Source organism: Glycocaulis alkaliphilus, assembly GCF_004000605.1.
In the GTDB taxonomy this organism is placed as follows: domain Bacteria; phylum Pseudomonadota; class Alphaproteobacteria; order Caulobacterales; family Maricaulaceae; genus Glycocaulis; species Glycocaulis alkaliphilus.
The window spans coordinates 840,386-857,270 of the sequence record NZ_CP018911.1 but is presented as its reverse complement, the minus strand read 5'-3'; the positions used below and the strand labels follow the sequence as shown (position 1 = coordinate 857,270).

Here is a 16,885-nt window from a genome sequence, read left to right as displayed (position 1 = left end):
CGCGGCTTATAGCGGCGCTTTCACGGGCCAGCAAGGCATGCTACGCGGCGCCCCATGCTGCATATCAACGACCTCACCTACCGCATTGAAGGGCGCATCCTGTTCGAGCAGGCCACGCTCTTCCTGCCGGCCAAAACCAAGATGGGCCTTGTCGGGCGCAATGGCACCGGCAAGTCGACCCTGTTGCGCCTGATACGCGGTGAGGCGAGCCCGGAGACGGGCGATATACGCATCCAGCCGGGCATGCGCATGGGCAGCGTCGAGCAGGAAGCGCCCGGCGGCCCCATCTCCATCATCGATTTCGTGCTGGCCGCCGACATAGAGCGCGCAAGCCTGCTCGCAGAAGCCGAAACCGCCACCGACCCCAATCGCATCGCCGACATCCAGACGCGGCTTGCCGATATTGATGCGCACTCGGCAGAGGCGCGCGCGGGCGCGATCCTGCACGGGCTGGGCTTTTCCAATGAGGAGCAGCAACGCCCATGCTCGGCCTTCTCCGGCGGCTGGCGCATGCGCGCGGCGCTGGCGGCCACGCTCTTTGCCCGGCCTGATCTTCTGCTGCTGGACGAGCCGACCAACTATCTCGACCTTGAAGGCGCGGTGTGGCTGGAAAACTATCTGCAGAAGTTTCCGGGCGCGGTGCTGCTGATCTCCCACGACCGGGGGCTGCTCAATGCCTCCATCGACATGATCGCGCATCTCAAAGACGCCAAACTCACCGTCTGGGATGGCGGCTACGACCAGTTTGAAAAGCAGCTCGCCGAGCGCCAGCGCCTGACGATGAAGCTGGTGGAAAAGCAGGAGGATGAGCGCCGCCGCCTGCAGGCCTTCGTCGACCGCTTCAAGGCCAAGGCCACAAAGGCCAAGCAGGCCCAGTCGCGCGTGAAGCGGCTGGAGAAAATGCAGCCCGTGGCGACCTCGGTGGCCGATCCGGTCGCGCCCTTCGACCTGCCTGTCGCCCCGCGCCGCATGGCCAACCCGCTGGTGCGCCTTGATGGCGCCGCGACCGGCTATGATGAGGATACGATCATCCTCAAGAACATGGATCTGCGCATTGATGTCGATGACCGGATCGGCCTGCTGGGCCGCAATGGCGCGGGCAAATCCACTTTCGCCAAGCTGCTGACCGGGCAGACCCCCGTGCTCGCGGGTGCGATGCGCATGCACAAGAAGCTGGAGATCGCCCATTTTGCCCAGCACCAGATCGACGCGCTGCACCCGAACACGTCCGCCTATCAGCACATTCTCGAACTGATGCCGGATGCGACCGAGGCCCAGCGCCGCGCGCGGCTGGCCCGCTTCGGCCTGCCCGGCGACCGGCAGGAGACGCCCGCCAAATCCCTGTCCGGCGGGGAGAAGGCGCGCTTGTTGATGAACCTCATCAGCTTTCACGGCGCGCATCTTCTCATCCTCGACGAACCGACCAACCATCTGGACATGGATAGCCGCGCCGCCCTGATGGACGCCATCAACACCTATGAGGGCGCGGTGATCCTGATCAGCCATGACCGCCACCTGATCGAGGCGTGCGTTGACAGGCTGTGGATCGCTGAAGGCGGCACCGTAAAGCCCTATGAGGGCGATATGGACGAGTACCGCAAGCAGCTCCTGCGCCCGGAAACCGAGGGCAATGGACGCGGGAAAGCCAAGCCAGATGTGAAGCTGGAACGGCGCAAGGATGCCGCCGAAGCCCGCTCGAAGCTGAAACCTCTCAAGGCCGAGGCACTGAAATGGGAGCGTGAGGCTGAACGCCTCAAAGGCGTCCTCGCCACCATCGACAAGGGGCTCGCCGTGCCGGGCCTGTGGGAGAAAGACCCGGGCCTTGCCACCGAGCTGACAAAGAAGCGCGCCCGCGCCGAAGAACTGATCGACGCGGCCGAGATGAAATGGCTGGAAGCTGACGAGGCCTATGAGCAGGCGCGCGAGGCAGCGGGGGTTTAGGCGCCTACCCGCAGCTCACGCGCTCCACGCGGCCATTATCGCCGACCACGATATTCATCCGGTCAGGCCGGTAATCCATCGTCACCGCATCACCGCGGCCATAGATGCGGTAGGGGACTGGCAGGGTCGAGGTATCGATCTCACCGCGCATCTGGCCAACGAGCAGCTGGAATTGCGCAGCAGGGCAGTCGCCCGATCCGGAGCGGTCAACGATCTCGACCCCGTCGGTGTCTTCTACGGTGGTGGCGCAGGCAGCCAGCATGGCCAGCGAAGCAAAAGTGGCGGCGTATCGGATCATCCCTGTTTCTCCCAGCGTCCCTGATCGGACTGTTTCCAGTAGGATACGGTCGTTCCCGACTTTTTCATGGCGGACCAGAGTGAGCGCGCGCTTTGCTTGGCGGCGTCATCGCTGTCCTCGAACAGGAGTATAACGCGGCTCCAGCCGTCCGGGTTGCCGGGGTCCGCTCCGCCAAGGCAGAACAGCATGTCTGCCTGGTTCACATTACGCGTTTCAGTGGAAATCAGCACCGGCTGGCGCGGCGCATGGGGCTCGCTGTCGAGCCCGTGCGGCAGGAAGCTCTCCTCGCGGAAACTCCATAGTTGTGCGTCCAGCCGGGCCGCGGCCTCATCGTCAGGCACTACGACCAGCGCCCGCGAGCCGCGCTCAAGCACCTTCTGGAGCAGGCCGGGCAGGACATCGCCCACACCGGCCTTTTCCAGATGATAAAACCAGAGCTCGGCCATCAGCGCGCGTTATCAGCTCTCGTAGAAATCGCGGACGAAACGGTCCAGCACGCGCACACCATAGCCGGTGCCGAAGGCGGGCAGGCGCGGATCCTTGGAGCCCGCATACATGGCCGTTCCGGCAATATCCATATGTACCCACGGCTTGCCGTTGACGAAGCGCTGCAGGAACACCGCGCCGGCGATCGAGCCGGCATTGCGGCCCTGCCCCAGATTTTTCATGTCGGCGATGTCACTGTCGATATGACGGTCATATTCCGGACCGATGGGCAGGCGCCACACGCCCTCGTCAGATGCCTTGCCGGCCGCATAGAGCCGGTCAGCCAGCTTGTCATCATTGGAGAAGATGGCCGCGTGCTCGTGGCCGAGCGCCACCAGAACAGCGCCGGTCAGCGTGGCCAGATCGATGATGAAGGCGGGATCAAACTTCTCTTGCGTGTACCAGAGGGCGTCGGCCAGGACGAGGCGGCCTTCGGCGTCCGTGTTGAGAATCTCGATGGTCTGGCCGGACATGGAGGTGACGACGTCGCCGGGGCGCTGCGCATTGCCATCAGGCATGTTTTCCACCAGCGCGACAACGCCCACCACATTGGCTTTCGCCTTTCGGCCAGCGAGCGCGCGCATCAGGCCGACCACGGCAGCAGAGCCGCCCATATCGCCCTTCATCTCTTCCATGCCGGCTCCCGGTTTCAGCGAGATACCGCCCGTGTCGAAGGTCAGCCCCTTGCCGACAAAGGCGAGCGGCTTGTCGCCTTCCTTGCCGCCATTCCAGCGCATGATGACAAGCTGGGCTTCGCGCACCGAGCCCTGGCTGACGCCGAGAAGTGAGCCCATGCCGAGCTTTTTCATCTGGGATTCGCCCAGTATCTCGACCTCGAGGCCTTCCTTCTCGAGCTTGGAGATGCGCTTGGCATACTCTTCAGGGTGAAGGATGTTCGGCGGCTCCATGACCAGATCGCGGGCGAGCTTCACGCCCTCGGCGACCGATTCCCAGCTCTTCCAGGCCTTTTTCGCGGCCTTGTCATCCACCGCCACGATCTCGACCGTCGTCAGGGAGGGTTTCTTGTCCGCTTTCAGCTTGGTGCGATACTGGTCGAAGCGATAGGCGGCCATGGTTGCACCCAGTGCCGCGCGTGACGCCAGCTCGCCGTCCTCTGCATCAATGTGAACGGAGAGAACTTGCGTACCGCCCAGCAGAAGCTGCTTTGCGGCGGCCGCGACAGCTTTCTCGTAAACATTGCCGTTGGCCGTCTTCTTGGAGCCAAGGCCGAACAGGACAATGCGCGCAGCCTTCACATCTGCAGGCGCCGCAATCTCCAGCACCTGCCCGGCATCGCCGGTAAACCGCGAGGCCTTGATGGCGCGGGTCAGACTGCCGCCACTTGCCTCCTCCAGAGCCTTGGCCGACGGCGACAGGCTCGCCTTCTCGTAAACAGCAACGGCCAGCGCATCGCCGGAGGGTTTCGAGGAGAACTTGATTTGCATGGAATTCCTTTCTGAACGACACATACCCGGCACGGTTTCCGGCAAGCCCGGAGCACCATCGCGGCGCCGGGCAGCCGAACTGCGGGAATTTGGCTGGCTTTAGTGGTATCCGATCTGAAGCCGGGGTAGAAGTCTGTCGTCACACAGAAGACCGCAAAGCATCCCAATGAAGCTGTTTCAGCGTTACGCCTTCCGGCAGGCCATGCTGCCATTCCTCATCACGCTGGCCGCGCTGACCGGCCTGGCGATTCTCACGCAGTCGCTGTCCAACCTGAATCTGGTCGCGGACCGGGGCGAGACACTGTTCGTATTCCTGTGGGTGACCATTCTGGCCGTGCCGCAGATCGTCGCCCTGCTGATGCCCATCGCGGTCTTCATCGCCTGCGCCGGCGCGCTCAACCGGATGATGAGCGAGTCCGAGCTGACTGTCGCGGCGGCGGCCGGGCTCAGCCGGAGAGAGAGGCTCTCGCCGTTTTTGCGGGTGGCCATCTACGCAACCCTGATCAATCTGGGGGTTAATCTGTTCGTACAGCCCGCCGCCTACCGCGAGATGCGCCAGGCCATATACGATGTGCGAACGGACATCGCCGCCAGCGTCATGCGGCCGGGCGAGTTCGTGGCCATGGGCGTGGATGTCACATTCTACGCCCGCACGCTGGGCGATGGCGGCGTGATGAGCGATGTCTTCATCGAGGATGGGCGCGGCACTGCCAGCACGGCGTATTCGGCCAGGCAAGGCCAGATCGTACGGGCGGAACGCGGGCCGGTCATGCTGCTGCGCGACGGGGTTGTTTCGCAGATCGAGGAATCCGGCACGCTGTCCAGCCTGACCTTCGACAGCTATGAGTTCGACCTTACCGCCTTCATCGATCCGACCGACGCGTTCTTCTTCAAGGAAAGTGATCGCTACCTGCCTGAACTGTTCAACCCCAGCCCGGGTGAAGCGGCCCGGGCAAGGGGACGCGGGAACCTGTTGGCCGAGGGCCATTACCGGCTGGCGGCGCCGCTTTATAATATCGCCTTTGCGATGATAGCGCTTGCCGCCTTTCTGAGTGGCCCGCCCCGGCGGACCGGGTATGCACGCGCTGTTGCCCTGGCTGGCGCGTGTGCGCTCATTGTCCGGCTAACGGGTTTCGCCGTTCAGGCAGGCGCGGCCAGTACACCGGAACTGAACTGGCTTCAGTACGCAATTCCGCTGGCCGCCATCGCCGGCGCCTACATCGTGATCCACCGGCCCGTGCGCTTTGCCGCCCGGCGCTTCTCACCGCACCACGACAAGGCTGTGGCATGAGAGTGCTTACACGATACCTGCTCTGGCAGACCTTCCTCGGCCTGCTGGGGGCCGCGACGGTAATCATTGCGGTGATCCTGCTCATCGACTTCGTCGAGACCTCGCGCGACATCGCCACGCGGGTGGATATATCGCCCGCCGACGCAGCCCTGTTCAGCCTGCTGCGGCTGCCGCTGCTCCTGCAGGACACGCTGCCCTTTATCGTGCTGTTTGGTGTGCTGTGGACGTTTTTCAGGCTGAACCGGCGTAGCGAGCTGATCGTCATGCGCGCGTCGGGCGTCTCGGTCTGGCGCATCATGGCGCCCGTGGCCGTGCTCGCCTTTGTCACCGGACTGGCAGGCAGCTTCCTGCTCAATCCGCTGGGCGCCGCGACCAGCGCCTATTTCGAGGCTCGGCGGTCTGCCCTCTTCGAGGGCCGTCCGGTGGAAGAAGTCAGCGGAGCGCGGGTCTGGCTGCGCGAAGTGCGCGAGAACCAGTTCGTGGTCATCGCCGCGCAGGGCATAGACGATTCACGCCTGATCTCGCCGATCTTCAGGATTTACAATCCTCAAGGCGCCAATGGCGGCCCGCCCGAACTCGAACAACAGGTCCACGCCAGCCAGGCCAGCCTGGCTGGCGGCTTCTGGCAACTCAGCGGCGCGGTGGAATACCGGCCGGAATCCGGTGCGACCGTGCTGGGCGATGTCTCCATCCCTACAAGCACCGGACAGGAAGCGCTTTTTGAGCGCACGCGCTCTGCGCAGGGCGTGTCGTTCTGGCGCCTCCCGGACGTGATTGTTTCGGCGCGCGAAGCGGGGCTGTCCACGCGCACCTATGAGCTGCGCTGGCAGTCTCTTCTGGCCCAGCCTCTCCTGCTTGTCGCCGCGGCACTCCTGGCGATAGCCGCCACCTTGCGCCTCACCCGGCTGGGGGGCGCCGCCGGTTTTGCCCTGGCTGGCGGTGCAGGCGGGTTCCTCCTTTATTTCCTGCAGCGCATGCTGACCGGGCTGGGCAGTGCAGGCAGCCTGGACGTGGTCAGTGCGGCGTGGTCGGCGCCGGCTCTGTTCGCGCTGGGCGCACTATTGTATATCGCCGTCACCGAGGATGGCTGAAAGCTGTCATCAAGCTGCCGTTATGATTGCCTACAGGCTCCCGATCAGTATGGTCTGCGGGTCGACAACCAGGAAGCTACACTCATGCCGATTTCGTCCCTGAAGCGTCTGATGCTGTGCCTGGCCGCACCGTTTGGCCTGGTACTCGCAGCTGGCGCGCAAGCACAGCAGGTCGAGGGCATTGCGGCGATCGTAAACGATCAGCCCATCACCACCTATGAGGTGCGTGACCGGATGCGGTTCATTCTCACCACCTCAGGCATTCAGCCGACCGAGGAAGTGCTCGGGCAAGTGCAGGAGCAGGCCTTGCGTTCGCTCGTCGAGGAGACGCTGCAGCTTCAGACCGCCCGGCGCTACGAGGTGCCGATCACCGAAGAGGAAGTGGACGAAGCGATTGCCGACATCGCCGCGCGCAATGGCGTTACGGTGGCGGACATTCAAGCTGACCTTGAAAGCGCCGGTGCCAGCATCGACACGATGCGCCAGCAGCTGCGCGCCGAAATCGCGTGGTCCTATCTGGTCAGTGGCCGCTATCGCAGCCGTATCCGTGTTTCGGACGCACAGATCGAAAGCGCGCTGGACAGACTGGCTGAAAGCGCATCGCAGACCCAGTACCGGGTTGCCGAGATACTGGTGAACCTGCCCGCTAGCGGGGACGAAGCGGACGCCGAGCGCCGCATCACCACCATTTACCGCGCCCTCGAACAGGGTGCGCCGTTCCCGGCGGTTGCCGAGCAGCTGTCCGATGCCCCCACAGCAGCGTCCGGCGGCGATGCAGGCTGGCTGAGCGCTGCCCAGGTACGCCCGCAGGTCGCGCAGGTTCTGCAGCAAATGCCCGTGGGCAGCATTTCCAATCCTATCCGCGTGCCGGGCGGTTACATGATCGTAGCCCTCGCCGACCGCCGCGACGGTCAGGTGACCGAGCAGTTTACCCTGCAGCAGGTCACGCTGGTCACTTCCCAGGTTACGCCGGAGCGGCGTCAGGCACTCGAACGCGCAGCCAGCCGCGCCCAAGGGTGCAGCAACGTCCAGGCCGCCTTTGAAAGTGTACCGCAGGCAATCGTTACAGACATCGGCACGGTCGGCGCAAACGCCCTCGTTCCGCAGATCCGATCAGCGCTGTCCGGCCTGCAGAACGGACAAGCCAGCCCGGTTCTGGAAACCGCGGCCGGGCTTCAGGTCTTCATTCTGTGTGAACGCAGGCTCGGCGGGCCGGGGCTTCCCGGTTCGAACGAGATCGAAAACCAGATCGTCAATCAGCAGCTTTCCTTGCTGGCGCGCCGCTGGCTGCGCGATCTGCGCAATGACGCCACGGTGGAGATGGTTGGCGATTTCTGATGCCGCAACCGCAGGCGCCTCTGGTCCTGACGCTGGGTGACCCTGAAGGCATTGGTCCTGAAATCGCGCTGAAGGCGTGGGCTGCGCTGCGGCCGGGCGGGCCTGTGTTTGCTGTGGCAGGCGGGCTCGACATCCTCTCGCATACGGCCCGCTTTCTGGATTTGCCGGCTCCCGCCTCCATTACTGATTGCACGGCTGCTCACGATGCGTTTCCAAATGCCTTGCCGGTTCTGCCGGAGCGTCCCGGTTCTCCGGCTGTGGCCTCGATCGAAGATGCGGTGTCGCGCGTGCGTTCAGGCGAGGCCGCTGGCCTTGTAACCAATCCTGTCTCCAAGGCGGCACTGTATGCGGAAGGCTTTGCCTTTCCCGGACATACCGAGTTTCTGGCCCATCTCACGAATGATATGGCAATGCCGGGCGAGCGTGGCCCGGTAATGATGCTGGCGGTGCCGGGGCTGCGCACCGTCCTCGTCACCATTCATCAAGCCTTGCGGGAGGCCATCACCTCGCTGAGCGCCGGACGGGTTGTGCATACGGCCCGCATCACGCATCAGGCCCTGCAGCAGGATTTCAACATCGCCAGCCCCCGGCTCGCACTGGCCGGGCTGAACCCCCATGCCGGCGAAGGCGGCAGTATGGGCCGCGAAGAGATCGACATCCTGGCACCGGCGCTGGAGCAGTTGCGCAGCGAAGGCATGGATATAAGCGGGCCGTTGCCGCCCGATACGATGTTTCACGCCGAAGCGCGCGAGCGCTATGACGCCGCCGTTTGCCTGTACCACGATCAGGGGCTGATCCCGGTCAAGACGCTGGACTTTCATGGCGGGGTGAATGTCACGCTCGGCCTGCCGATCGTGCGCACATCGCCCGATCACGGCACCGCGAAGGATATTGCCGGCAAGGGTATTGCCCGGGCCGACAGCCTGATTGCCGCTATCCAGCTGGCCCGCCAGATCGCCCAGAACCGGAACCAGGCACGATGAATGCCGATACACTGCCTCCGCTTCGCGAGGTGATCGCGGCTCACGGGCTGGCGGCCGACAAGCGCTTCGGCCAGCACTTCCTGCTGGACCTGAACCTGACAGCCAAGATCGCACGGCTGTGCGGTGAGCTGCCGCAAAGCACCGCTATCGAGGTGGGGCCGGGGCCTGGCGGGTTGACGCGCGCGCTCCTGAGCGAAGGCGCAAGGCGTGTCGTCGCGATCGAGAAGGATTCCCGTTTCCTGCCCGCCCTTGCCGACATAAGCCATGCCTTTGACGGCCGGCTGAGCGTGATCGAGGCCGACGCCCTGAAAGTCGGGCGTGAGGCTCTGGGCCTGCAGGATGGTGAGCGCGCCGTCATTGCCGCCAACCTGCCCTACAATGTTGGCACGGCCCTCTTCACCGGCTGGCTGGAGGCCGAACCCGTCTGGTGGTCGCGTGCCGTGCTGATGTTCCAGAAGGAAGTGGCAGAGCGGATTGTGGCGCGCACAGGCGAGGAGGCCTATGGGCGCCTCGCCATCCTGACGGCCGCGCGGGCAAAAGCGAAATACGCCTTCACCCTGCCGGCCCGCGCCTTCACCCCGCCCCCCAAGGTCGACAGCGCCGTAGTGGCCGTCGACCCGCTGCCTGAAGGCGAACGCTTTGCCGATGTCGAGGCGTTGTCCGTCGTGACGGCGAGCGCATTCGGCCAGCGTCGCAAGACCTTGCGCAAATCGCTGGGCCAGGCCGCCTCTCAGACCCGTGCCAGCGCCGAAGAGCTGCTTTTGTCCTGCGATATGGATCCCGGCGCTCGGGCCGAAACGATCCCGCCGGAAGGCTTCATGGCGCTGGCAACAGCGTGGCGGGCCGCGCGGGGCTAGCCCTCTTCCATCAGGGCGGCAACAAAACCGCTGAGCCAGGGATGGCGGACACGGCGCAGGCGCTCTGCGTGCAGGATCAGCGAGAGGCGTTCCAGCGCTTCGGAAAAATCGTCATTGAGGATGACGTAATCATACTCGTCCCAGTGTTCGATCTCGGCCTTGGCACGTGCCATGCGGCCATTGATGACCTCGTCTGAATCCTGCGCGCGCTTTGTCAGCCGGTCACGCAGCAGATTGAGCGATGGCGGCAGGATAAAGACCTTCACGCAATCCTGCGGCGCGCCCGCGGCAAGTGCGCGCCCACCTTGCCAGTCCACGTCGAAAACCACGTCGCGGCCCTCTTCCAGCGCTTCCTCTACCGGCCCCTTTGGCGTGCCGTAATAGTGGCCGAACACGCGGGCATATTCGTAGAACTCGTCATTCTCGGCCTGACGCTCAAACTCTTTCTCGGTGAGGAAGACATAGTCCTGCCCATCCACCTCGCCGGGGCGCGGGGCGCGCGTGGTGGCCGAGACCGACAGCACCAGATCCGGGTTGGAGGCGATCAGGCGGCGAGACAGCGTGGTCTTGCCCGCGCCGGAGGGACTGGACAGGACAAGCATCAGCCCGCGCCGCTGTCCGCGGAAAACCGGCCCTGAAAGCGATCCGACAGGCATGGGGCTACTCCAGATTCTGAACCTGCTCGCGGAACTGATCGACGACATGCTTCATGGCAAGCCCGATCTCGGTCAGCCCGCGATCAGAGGATTTGGAACACAGCGTGTTCACCTCGCGGTTGAACTCCTGTGCCAGAAAGTCGAGCTTGCGCCCACATGGCGAGCCGCCGGCCAGAAGGCCTCGTGCCGCCTCGACATGGCCCGTCAGCCGGTCGATCTCCTCGCGTACATCGGCTTTGACGGCGAGTATTGCAGCTTCCTGCGCCAGCCGGTCGGGATCTATGCCCGAGGGCAGGAGATCATCAATCTTCTGTTTCAGGCGCTCGCGGATCGCGTCCGCCGTCGCTGCCGGATGTGCCGCCGCCTGCTGCTTGAGTGCGTCAATTTCACTGATCTGCGCTTCCAGCACCGCTTTCAGCTGCGCGCCTTCATCCTGCCGGGCAGATTTCAGGGCGGCGATAACCTCATCAAGCAGGCTGAGAACAGCAGCATCGGACTGTGCCGTATCCACCTCCTGGCGGCCGGACTGATCTTCGCTGACAATCACACCGCGCAAGGCCAGCAATCCGTCAATGCGTGGCGGTGCGGCCAGCCCCTTGGCGACCAGATCACGCCCGGCAAGCGCCAGAATACGCAGGCGCGCCTCATCGATATGAACCGCAGCCTCAATGTCTGCAGGCTTTTCAAGGCTGATATTGATCGACACCGAACCACGCTCGAACGCCGCTTTGATGCGGCTGCGCGCCTCGGCTTCGAGATGACCTGTGCCGTCGGGCAGGCGCAGACGCATGTCCAGACCACGCCCGTTTACCGAACGGGCTTCTGCCGACAATGTCCCGAAATCACCGCTTGATGTGGCGCGGGCAAAGCCCGTCATGCCGGACAGCACAGACATGTTACCGCCCCCCGGAGCGGGCGCGCTCGCGTTCGATCTGGCGCCAGCGGGCGACATTGCGATTATGCTCGGCGAGCGTGCGGGCAAAGGCGTGCCCGCCCGTACCATCGGCAACGAAATAGACGTACTCGCTCTCCGGCGGGTTCAGCACTGCCGCGATAGCCTCCCGCCCCGGATTGGCAATCGGCGTCGGAGGCAAGCCGTCGATATGATAGGTGTGATACGGGTTGGTGGTGTCATCCAGCTCGGAGCGGCGAATGCCGCGGCCCAGCGGTTCACCGCCGGTAATTCCGTAAATGATCGTTGGATCGCTCTGCAGGCGCATGCCCCGGCGCAGCCGGTTTACAAACACTGCCGCCACCATGGGGCGTTCATGTGCGATGCCGGTTTCCTTCTCCACGATGGATGCCAGATTGACCGCCTCTTCGCGGGTGGTGAAGGGCAGTCCGGGCTGCCGGTTCTCCCACAGATCGTCCAGAAGGCGCGTCTGCGCAGCCGCCATGCGATCCAGCACGGCCTGACGGCTGGTGCCCCGGTCAACCAGATAGGTGTCAGGCAGTAACGAGCCTTCGGGCGGAACACGCTCGATCTCGCCGGTCAGCACGTCAGATGCTTCGACAATACGCACGACCATCGCCGTGGTCAGGCCCTCAGGGACCCGGACAGGGTGCTGGATGAAGTCGCCATAGGCGAGCACATCATAGATGTCCGCCATGGAGGCGCGGGCCGGAATGGCGAACTCGCCTGCACGCATCGGTGCGCGCTCCCGGCCGAGTTCATCATCAATCCTCAACTGAGCCAGAAAAATGCGCTGGTCCGTGATGAGACCGTCCGCTTCCAGCCGCGCCGCGATGGCCCGAACGCTGGAGCCACGCTCAAGAAGGATCGTGGTGTCGGCCTCAAGCGGGCCCTCTGCGCGGAACTGATACCCCAGCCACGCATAGCCGCCGACAATGGCAGCGCCCGCCATCAGGGCCAGCGCGCCAAGCAGGAAGAGGCCGATAATGAAAAGACGCAATGCACCCAGCCCCTTGCTGACCTGTTTGCCGGGAGGCGTGCTATCCGTGCTCATGGCGTAAGGCCCCTCACCCGCAAAAGAGGGCTTTAGTCGACGGCCTTGAGGACCACCGAGGCGTTCGTGCCGCCAAAGCCGAACGAGTTGGACAGCGCTACCTTGATGTCTTTCTTCACCGCCTTGTGGGGGGCCAGATTGATCGGGCTTTCCACGGACGGATTATCAAGGTTCAGCGTGGGCGGGCATATCCCGTCGCGAATGGCGAGGATGGAGAAGATCGCCTCTATAGCGCCCGCAGCACCCAGAAGGTGGCCGGTTGCCGATTTGGTCGAGGACATCACGACCTTGCCAGCATGGCCGCCCAGCAGGCGCTCAACGGCTTTGAGCTCGATCTCGTCACCCTTGGGCGTCGAGGTGCCATGGGCGTTGACATAGTCGATGTCGGAAGGGCTGAGGCCCGCGCTCTTCAGCGCAGCGCTCATGGAGCGGAAGCCGCCATCGCCATCTTCGGCAGGCGCAGTGATGTGGTAGGCATCGCCCGACAGGCCATAGCCGACAACTTCAGCGTAGATCGTCGCGCCGCGGGCCTTGGCCGCTTCGTATTCTTCAAGCACGACAACGCCGGCGCCCTCGCCCATGACAAAACCGTCGCGGTCAGTGTCATAAGGGCGCGAGGCCGCTTCAGGCCTGTCGTTAAATCCAGTGGACATGGCGCGGGCGGCACAGAAACCGCCAAAGCCAAGCCGGGTGATCGCGCTCTCGGCACCGCCAGCCACCATCACATCAGCATCGCCATAGGCGATCAGACGCGCCGCATCGCCAATGGCGTGTGCGCCGGTGGAACAGGCCGTAACCACCGAGTGGTTCGGCCCTTTGAGGCCATGGCGGATCGATACCTGGCCGGAGGCCAGATTGATCAGCATACCGGGAATGACGAAGGGAGAGAGCTTGCGCGGCCCACGCTCATGCAGCGTGATCGAGGCGTCATACATGGTCTGCAGACCGCCAATGCCTGAACCGATCAGGACACCGGCACGCTCGCGCGCGGCCTCATCAGCAGGCTGCCAGCCGGAATGGGCAATCGCCTCGTCGGCAGCAGCGATACCGTAAAGAATGAAATCGTCGATGCGTTTGGCGTCGCGGGCGGGCATTACGGCATCGGGATCAAATGATCCGGCGATGTCAGGCCCGCCCCCATTGCGGCCGTCCACGCGGGGGATCACGCCTGCAATCTGGCAGGGAAGATCCTCCGTCTCGAAATGGGTAACCCGGGCAAGCCCGGATTTCCCTGCGAGCAATTGCGCCCAGACATGCTCCACGCCGCATCCGAGCGGGGAGACAATGCCGAGGCCGGTGACGACAACACGACGCTTGGACATGGTCCGGTGCCGGCCTAGCCGACTTTCTCGGAGATGAATTTCACCGCATCACCAACGGTCTGGATGTGCTCGGCTGCGTCATCGGGAATTTCGATGTCGAACTCTTCCTCGAAAGCCATGACCAGCTCGACATTGTCCAGCGAGTCCGCGCCAAGATCATCGATGAAAGAGGCTTTCTCGGTGACTTTATCCTCTTCCACATCGAGATGTTCGATGACGATCTTCTTAACGCGATCAAAAACGTCAGACATGACGGACCCTTTATCTAATATTTCCGGGCAGGGTCATGTGACCCCTTGTGCCCCCTGACTGGAATGGGGCCGGAACACCTGCACCGGCACCCACAAGGTTGCGGCTGATAACACGCCAATTCCGGCAAGGCTAGCAACCTCAGCGGCTTGACGCCAGCGCGAAGACGATCCCCTCGTTCCGCCGCGACTCAGCTGGCGGTCAGATCATGGCCATCCCGCCATTCACGTGCAATGTCTGACCTGTCACATAGCCTGCTTCTTCGCTGGCGAGATAAACGCAGGCAGCGGCGATGTCCTTGCCCGTACCCAGATCCCCGGCAGGGATTTTGGTCAGGATGGCTGATTTCTGCTCATCATTGAGCGCGTCGGTCATCGGCGAGGCGATAAAGCCGGGCGCGACGCAGTTCACCGTCACGCCGCGCGAGGCGATCTCCTGGGCCAGCGCCTTGGAGAAACCTATCATCCCGGCCTTGGAGGCGGCATAGTTCGCCTGCCCGGGATTGCCGGTGACGCCCACCACCGAAGTAATGCCGATAATGCGGCCCCAGCGGTTCTTCATCATGCCGCGCATGGCCGCGCGGCAGAGGCGGAAATGGGCTTCCAGATTGACCTTGATGACCGTCTCCCAGTCCTCATCCTTCATACGCATGAGGAGCTGATCGCGCGTCACGCCCGCATTTGAGATGAGAATGTCCAGCCCGCCCAGCGCATCGCTGGCGGCCTTGGGCAGATTATCCACCGCCTCGGCGTCGGAGAGATTGCACGGGACGACCGCCGCGCGCTCGCCCAGCTCGTCGGCCAGCTTTTGCAGCACTTCAGCGCGCGTGCCCGACAGCGCAACGGACGCGCCTTGCGCATGCAGCGCGCGGGCAATCTCGCTGCCGAGGCCGCCCGTTGCGCCGGTCACCAGCGCCTTTTTTCCTTCAAGAGAGAACATGTTACGCATTTCCTTTCAGTGAGGCAGCAAAGGCTTCCAGATCAGCCGGGCCGTTGAGGGCCACGCCCTCAACCCCTTCCACCGTACGTTTGAGCATGCCGGATAGCACCTTGCCTGCGCCGGCCTCGGCAAAACGGGTGATGCCGCCCTCGCCTGCCATCCAGATCACGCTTTCGCGCCAGCGCACGCGGCCCGTCACCTGCTCGACCAGCTGGGCGCGGATGGCCTCCGGATCGCTGACCGGACCGGCGGTGACATTGGTGATGACCGGCACGGCAGGCGCCTTGATGGCCGCCGATTTCAGCGCCTGCGCCATCGCATCGGCGGCGGGCTGCATCAACGTGCAATGGAAGGGCGCGGACACGGGCAGCAGCATCGCCTTGCGGATACCGTCGGCCTTGGCCGCCTCGATGGCGGCCTCAACCGCTTCCTTCGCGCCGGAGATCACGATCTGGCCGGGCGCATTGTCATTGGCAATCTGCACCACACCTGCGGCAGAGCCCGCCTCGACGGCCTTCTGCACCTGAGCTTCCTCAGCGCCGAGAATGGCCGCCATCGCACCTTGCCCCACCGGCACGGCCTTCTGCATGGACTGGCCGCGCAGCCGCAGGAGTTTCGCCGCATCGTCAATGGACAGGGCCCCGGCTGCGGCCAGCGCGGAATATTCGCCCAGCGAATGGCCCGCGACAAACTTCGCCGCCGTCACGTCGATGCTGAACCCCTCTTTCAGCGCCGCCATCACGGCTAGCGATGTGGCCATCAAAGCGGGCTGCGCGTTCTGGGTAAGGGTGAGGGTCTCGATCGGCCCGTCCCAGATCAGCGCGGAGAGCTTTTCGCCCAGCGCCTCGTCGACCGCCTCGTAGACGGCGCGGGCTGCCGGGAATGCCTCGGCCAGCTCCCGGCCCATGCCGACGGCCTGGCTGCCCTGGCCTGGAAAGATGAATGCAAGCGCCATGAAGGCGTCCTCCCTTATGGTTCATTGCCTGCCCGGATAGACCGTGAGGGATGGGGAAGGCAAGCCGGGGCGTGGTGCGGCGGGCTAGAAATGCGCGTCGGGCAGCATGTGGCTTTGCAGCACACGCGCGATCTCCACACCATAGCCCTCAGGCCGGTAGAAGATGACGTGCGACCCGCACAACCGCTGGCGATAGCCCTCGCGGATGTCGCTGGCATCCTGCCCGGAAAGCGGGAAATCGGCGAGGGCCGCAAAGGCATCGAACAGAAGGGAGATGTAGGTTTCGGCCTGCTGCGCTGACCAGCGCTCTGCCGTGTCCTGCCATATGCCTTCAAGATCAGCGCGTGCAGCCGGACGCAGCCGGAATTCAGCCATTTGCCGCTGCTTTGGCACGCATCGCCGCGACGAACTGCTCGCGCGTAACAGCTTCGGCGGGGCCGCTCTGCTCGCCCTGCTCCAGAGCATGCCGCAACGCCGACAGCCGCGCCTCACGCTCCTGCAGAAGACGCAGTCCCGCCCGCACGACCTCGCTTGCAGAGCCATAGCGGCCAGAAGCGACCTGCTCGTCGATATAGCGCGCCAGCTGGTCATTCAGGGCGATGGAGGTGTTGCGGCTCATGCACGTGATCCTTGTTTGACGCACACAGATTACCAGAAATTGGTACAGCGGGGTAGGGAGCCGTTTGGCCCGTCAACGCATCTTACTCGGGGCTCCGAGGCGCTGTTTATGAGGCTTCAGGACAAGTTGACCCGTGGCGCGGCTTGAGTTTGCTGAGCCGGGCGCGCTGATGCATGATGTCGAGCTGACGCTGACCGCGCTTCACCACAATAAATTGGAAAAGCAATGAAGTTAGACAGTAGGTGTATTAATTTGCTTCGCATGCTGTATGAAGCCGAAATTGAACCTCATTCGAATGAAATTGAATGGCTAGAACTATCGAAAGATATAATCAATTATATCCAATCCAACAAATTAGAATGCCCTGAAATAATATGGCATTATCTTTCTGATTATGACATAAGATTAAATAAACGTAATTCTGAATACAAAATAAAGCAACTTGATG

The 16,885-nt window shown here is 63.5% G+C and carries 18 protein-coding genes; 6 read left to right on the top strand and 12 right to left on the bottom strand.

What is annotated here, in order from left to right:
- The first annotated feature begins 54 nt into the window (after nt 1-54).
- Nucleotides 55-1,941: an ABC-F family ATP-binding cassette domain-containing protein gene (locus X907_RS04090; RefSeq protein ID WP_127565770.1), complete on the top strand. Its 1,887-nt coding sequence runs from the start codon at nt 55-57 to the stop codon at nt 1,939-1,941.
- A gap of 4 nt (nt 1,942-1,945) precedes the next feature.
- Here X907_RS04090 and X907_RS04085 read toward each other — a convergent pair whose 3' ends face one another.
- From X907_RS04085 to X907_RS04075, 3 genes are read right to left on the bottom strand one after another with little or no spacing between them, the layout of a single operon-like run.
- Complete coding sequence (locus X907_RS04085) at nt 1,946-2,239, bottom strand: I78 family peptidase inhibitor (protein WP_127565769.1); 294 nt, start codon at nt 2,237-2,239, stop codon at nt 1,946-1,948.
- Entirely contained in the window at nt 2,236-2,685 is a 450-nt protein-coding gene (locus X907_RS04080; protein WP_127565768.1) for a DNA polymerase III subunit chi, read from the bottom strand. Before X907_RS04080 ends, X907_RS04085 begins: the two co-directional genes overlap by 4 nt.
- Nucleotides 2,686-2,697: 12 nt before the next feature.
- Nucleotides 2,698-4,170 carry a leucyl aminopeptidase gene (locus X907_RS04075; protein WP_127565767.1) on the bottom strand — a complete coding sequence of 491 codons (1,473 nt, stop codon included), beginning with the start codon at nt 4,168-4,170 and terminating at the stop codon, nt 2,698-2,700.
- Between the two features lie 166 nt (nt 4,171-4,336).
- On the opposite strand from X907_RS04075, the gene X907_RS04070 reads away from it, so the two are divergent.
- The 5 genes from X907_RS04070 (at nt 4,337) to rsmA (ending at nt 9,730) form a co-directional block, all read left to right on the top strand.
- A complete protein-coding gene (locus tag X907_RS04070; RefSeq protein WP_127565766.1) occupies nt 4,337-5,461 on the top strand; it encodes an LptF/LptG family permease in 1,125 nt (374 codons plus the stop codon).
- Nucleotides 5,458-6,552, top strand: coding sequence for an LptF/LptG family permease (locus tag X907_RS04065; protein ID WP_127565765.1), 1,095 nt, complete (start codon nt 5,458-5,460; stop codon nt 6,550-6,552). The genes X907_RS04070 and X907_RS04065 overlap by 4 nt, the downstream gene beginning before the upstream one ends.
- A gap of 84 nt (nt 6,553-6,636) precedes the next feature.
- Nucleotides 6,637-7,890, top strand: a complete 1,254-nt coding sequence (locus X907_RS04060; RefSeq protein ID WP_233352515.1) for a peptidylprolyl isomerase — start codon at nt 6,637-6,639, stop codon at nt 7,888-7,890.
- Nucleotides 7,890-8,873, top strand: a complete 984-nt coding sequence (pdxA, locus tag X907_RS04055) for a 4-hydroxythreonine-4-phosphate dehydrogenase PdxA (protein ID WP_127565764.1) — start codon at nt 7,890-7,892, stop codon at nt 8,871-8,873. Before X907_RS04060 ends, pdxA begins: the two co-directional genes overlap by 1 nt.
- Complete coding sequence (gene rsmA / locus X907_RS04050; protein WP_127565763.1) at nt 8,870-9,730, top strand: 16S rRNA (adenine(1518)-N(6)/adenine(1519)-N(6))-dimethyltransferase RsmA; 861 nt, start codon at nt 8,870-8,872, stop codon at nt 9,728-9,730. The genes pdxA and rsmA overlap by 4 nt, the downstream gene beginning before the upstream one ends.
- Here the strand turns inward: rsmA and gmk are convergent.
- The 9 genes from gmk to X907_RS04005 all read right to left on the bottom strand — a co-directional run bounded on the left by gmk (nt 9,727) and on the right by X907_RS04005 (nt 16,437).
- Nucleotides 9,727-10,386: a guanylate kinase gene (gene gmk / locus X907_RS04045; protein ID WP_127565762.1), complete on the bottom strand. Its 660-nt coding sequence runs from the start codon at nt 10,384-10,386 to the stop codon at nt 9,727-9,729. The genes rsmA and gmk overlap by 4 nt on opposite strands.
- Nucleotides 10,387-10,390: 4 nt before the next feature.
- On the bottom strand, nt 10,391-11,281 hold the full coding sequence (locus X907_RS04040; RefSeq protein ID WP_127565761.1) for a YicC/YloC family endoribonuclease: 891 nt from the start codon (nt 11,279-11,281) through the stop codon (nt 10,391-10,393).
- Nucleotide 11,282: 1 nt separating this feature from the next.
- Nucleotides 11,283-12,353 carry an endolytic transglycosylase MltG gene (gene mltG, locus X907_RS04035; RefSeq protein ID WP_127565760.1) on the bottom strand — a complete coding sequence of 357 codons (1,071 nt, stop codon included), beginning with the start codon at nt 12,351-12,353 and terminating at the stop codon, nt 11,283-11,285.
- Nucleotides 12,354-12,385: 32 nt separating this feature from the next.
- Nucleotides 12,386-13,675, bottom strand: coding sequence for a beta-ketoacyl-ACP synthase II (gene fabF, locus X907_RS04030; RefSeq protein WP_127565759.1), 1,290 nt, complete (start codon nt 13,673-13,675; stop codon nt 12,386-12,388).
- A 14-nt stretch (nt 13,676-13,689) separates the two neighbouring features.
- Nucleotides 13,690-13,926 carry an acyl carrier protein gene (locus X907_RS04025; protein ID WP_036511926.1) on the bottom strand — a complete coding sequence of 79 codons (237 nt, stop codon included), beginning with the start codon at nt 13,924-13,926 and terminating at the stop codon, nt 13,690-13,692.
- A gap of 199 nt (nt 13,927-14,125) precedes the next feature.
- On the bottom strand, nt 14,126-14,863 hold the full coding sequence (gene fabG, locus X907_RS04020) for a 3-oxoacyl-[acyl-carrier-protein] reductase (protein WP_127565758.1): 738 nt from the start codon (nt 14,861-14,863) through the stop codon (nt 14,126-14,128).
- Nucleotide 14,864: 1 nt separating this feature from the next.
- Nucleotides 14,865-15,818, bottom strand: coding sequence for an ACP S-malonyltransferase (fabD, locus tag X907_RS04015; RefSeq protein WP_127565757.1), 954 nt, complete (start codon nt 15,816-15,818; stop codon nt 14,865-14,867).
- 84 nt (nt 15,819-15,902) lie between these two features.
- Nucleotides 15,903-16,193 (bottom strand): type II toxin-antitoxin system RelE/ParE family toxin, encoded by a 291-nt coding sequence (locus X907_RS04010; protein ID WP_127565756.1) that lies wholly within the window; start codon nt 16,191-16,193, stop codon nt 15,903-15,905.
- Nucleotides 16,186-16,437, bottom strand: coding sequence for a type II toxin-antitoxin system ParD family antitoxin (locus X907_RS04005; protein WP_127565755.1), 252 nt, complete (start codon nt 16,435-16,437; stop codon nt 16,186-16,188). The genes X907_RS04010 and X907_RS04005 overlap by 8 nt, the downstream gene beginning before the upstream one ends.
- Nucleotides 16,438-16,885 lie beyond the last annotated feature (448 nt).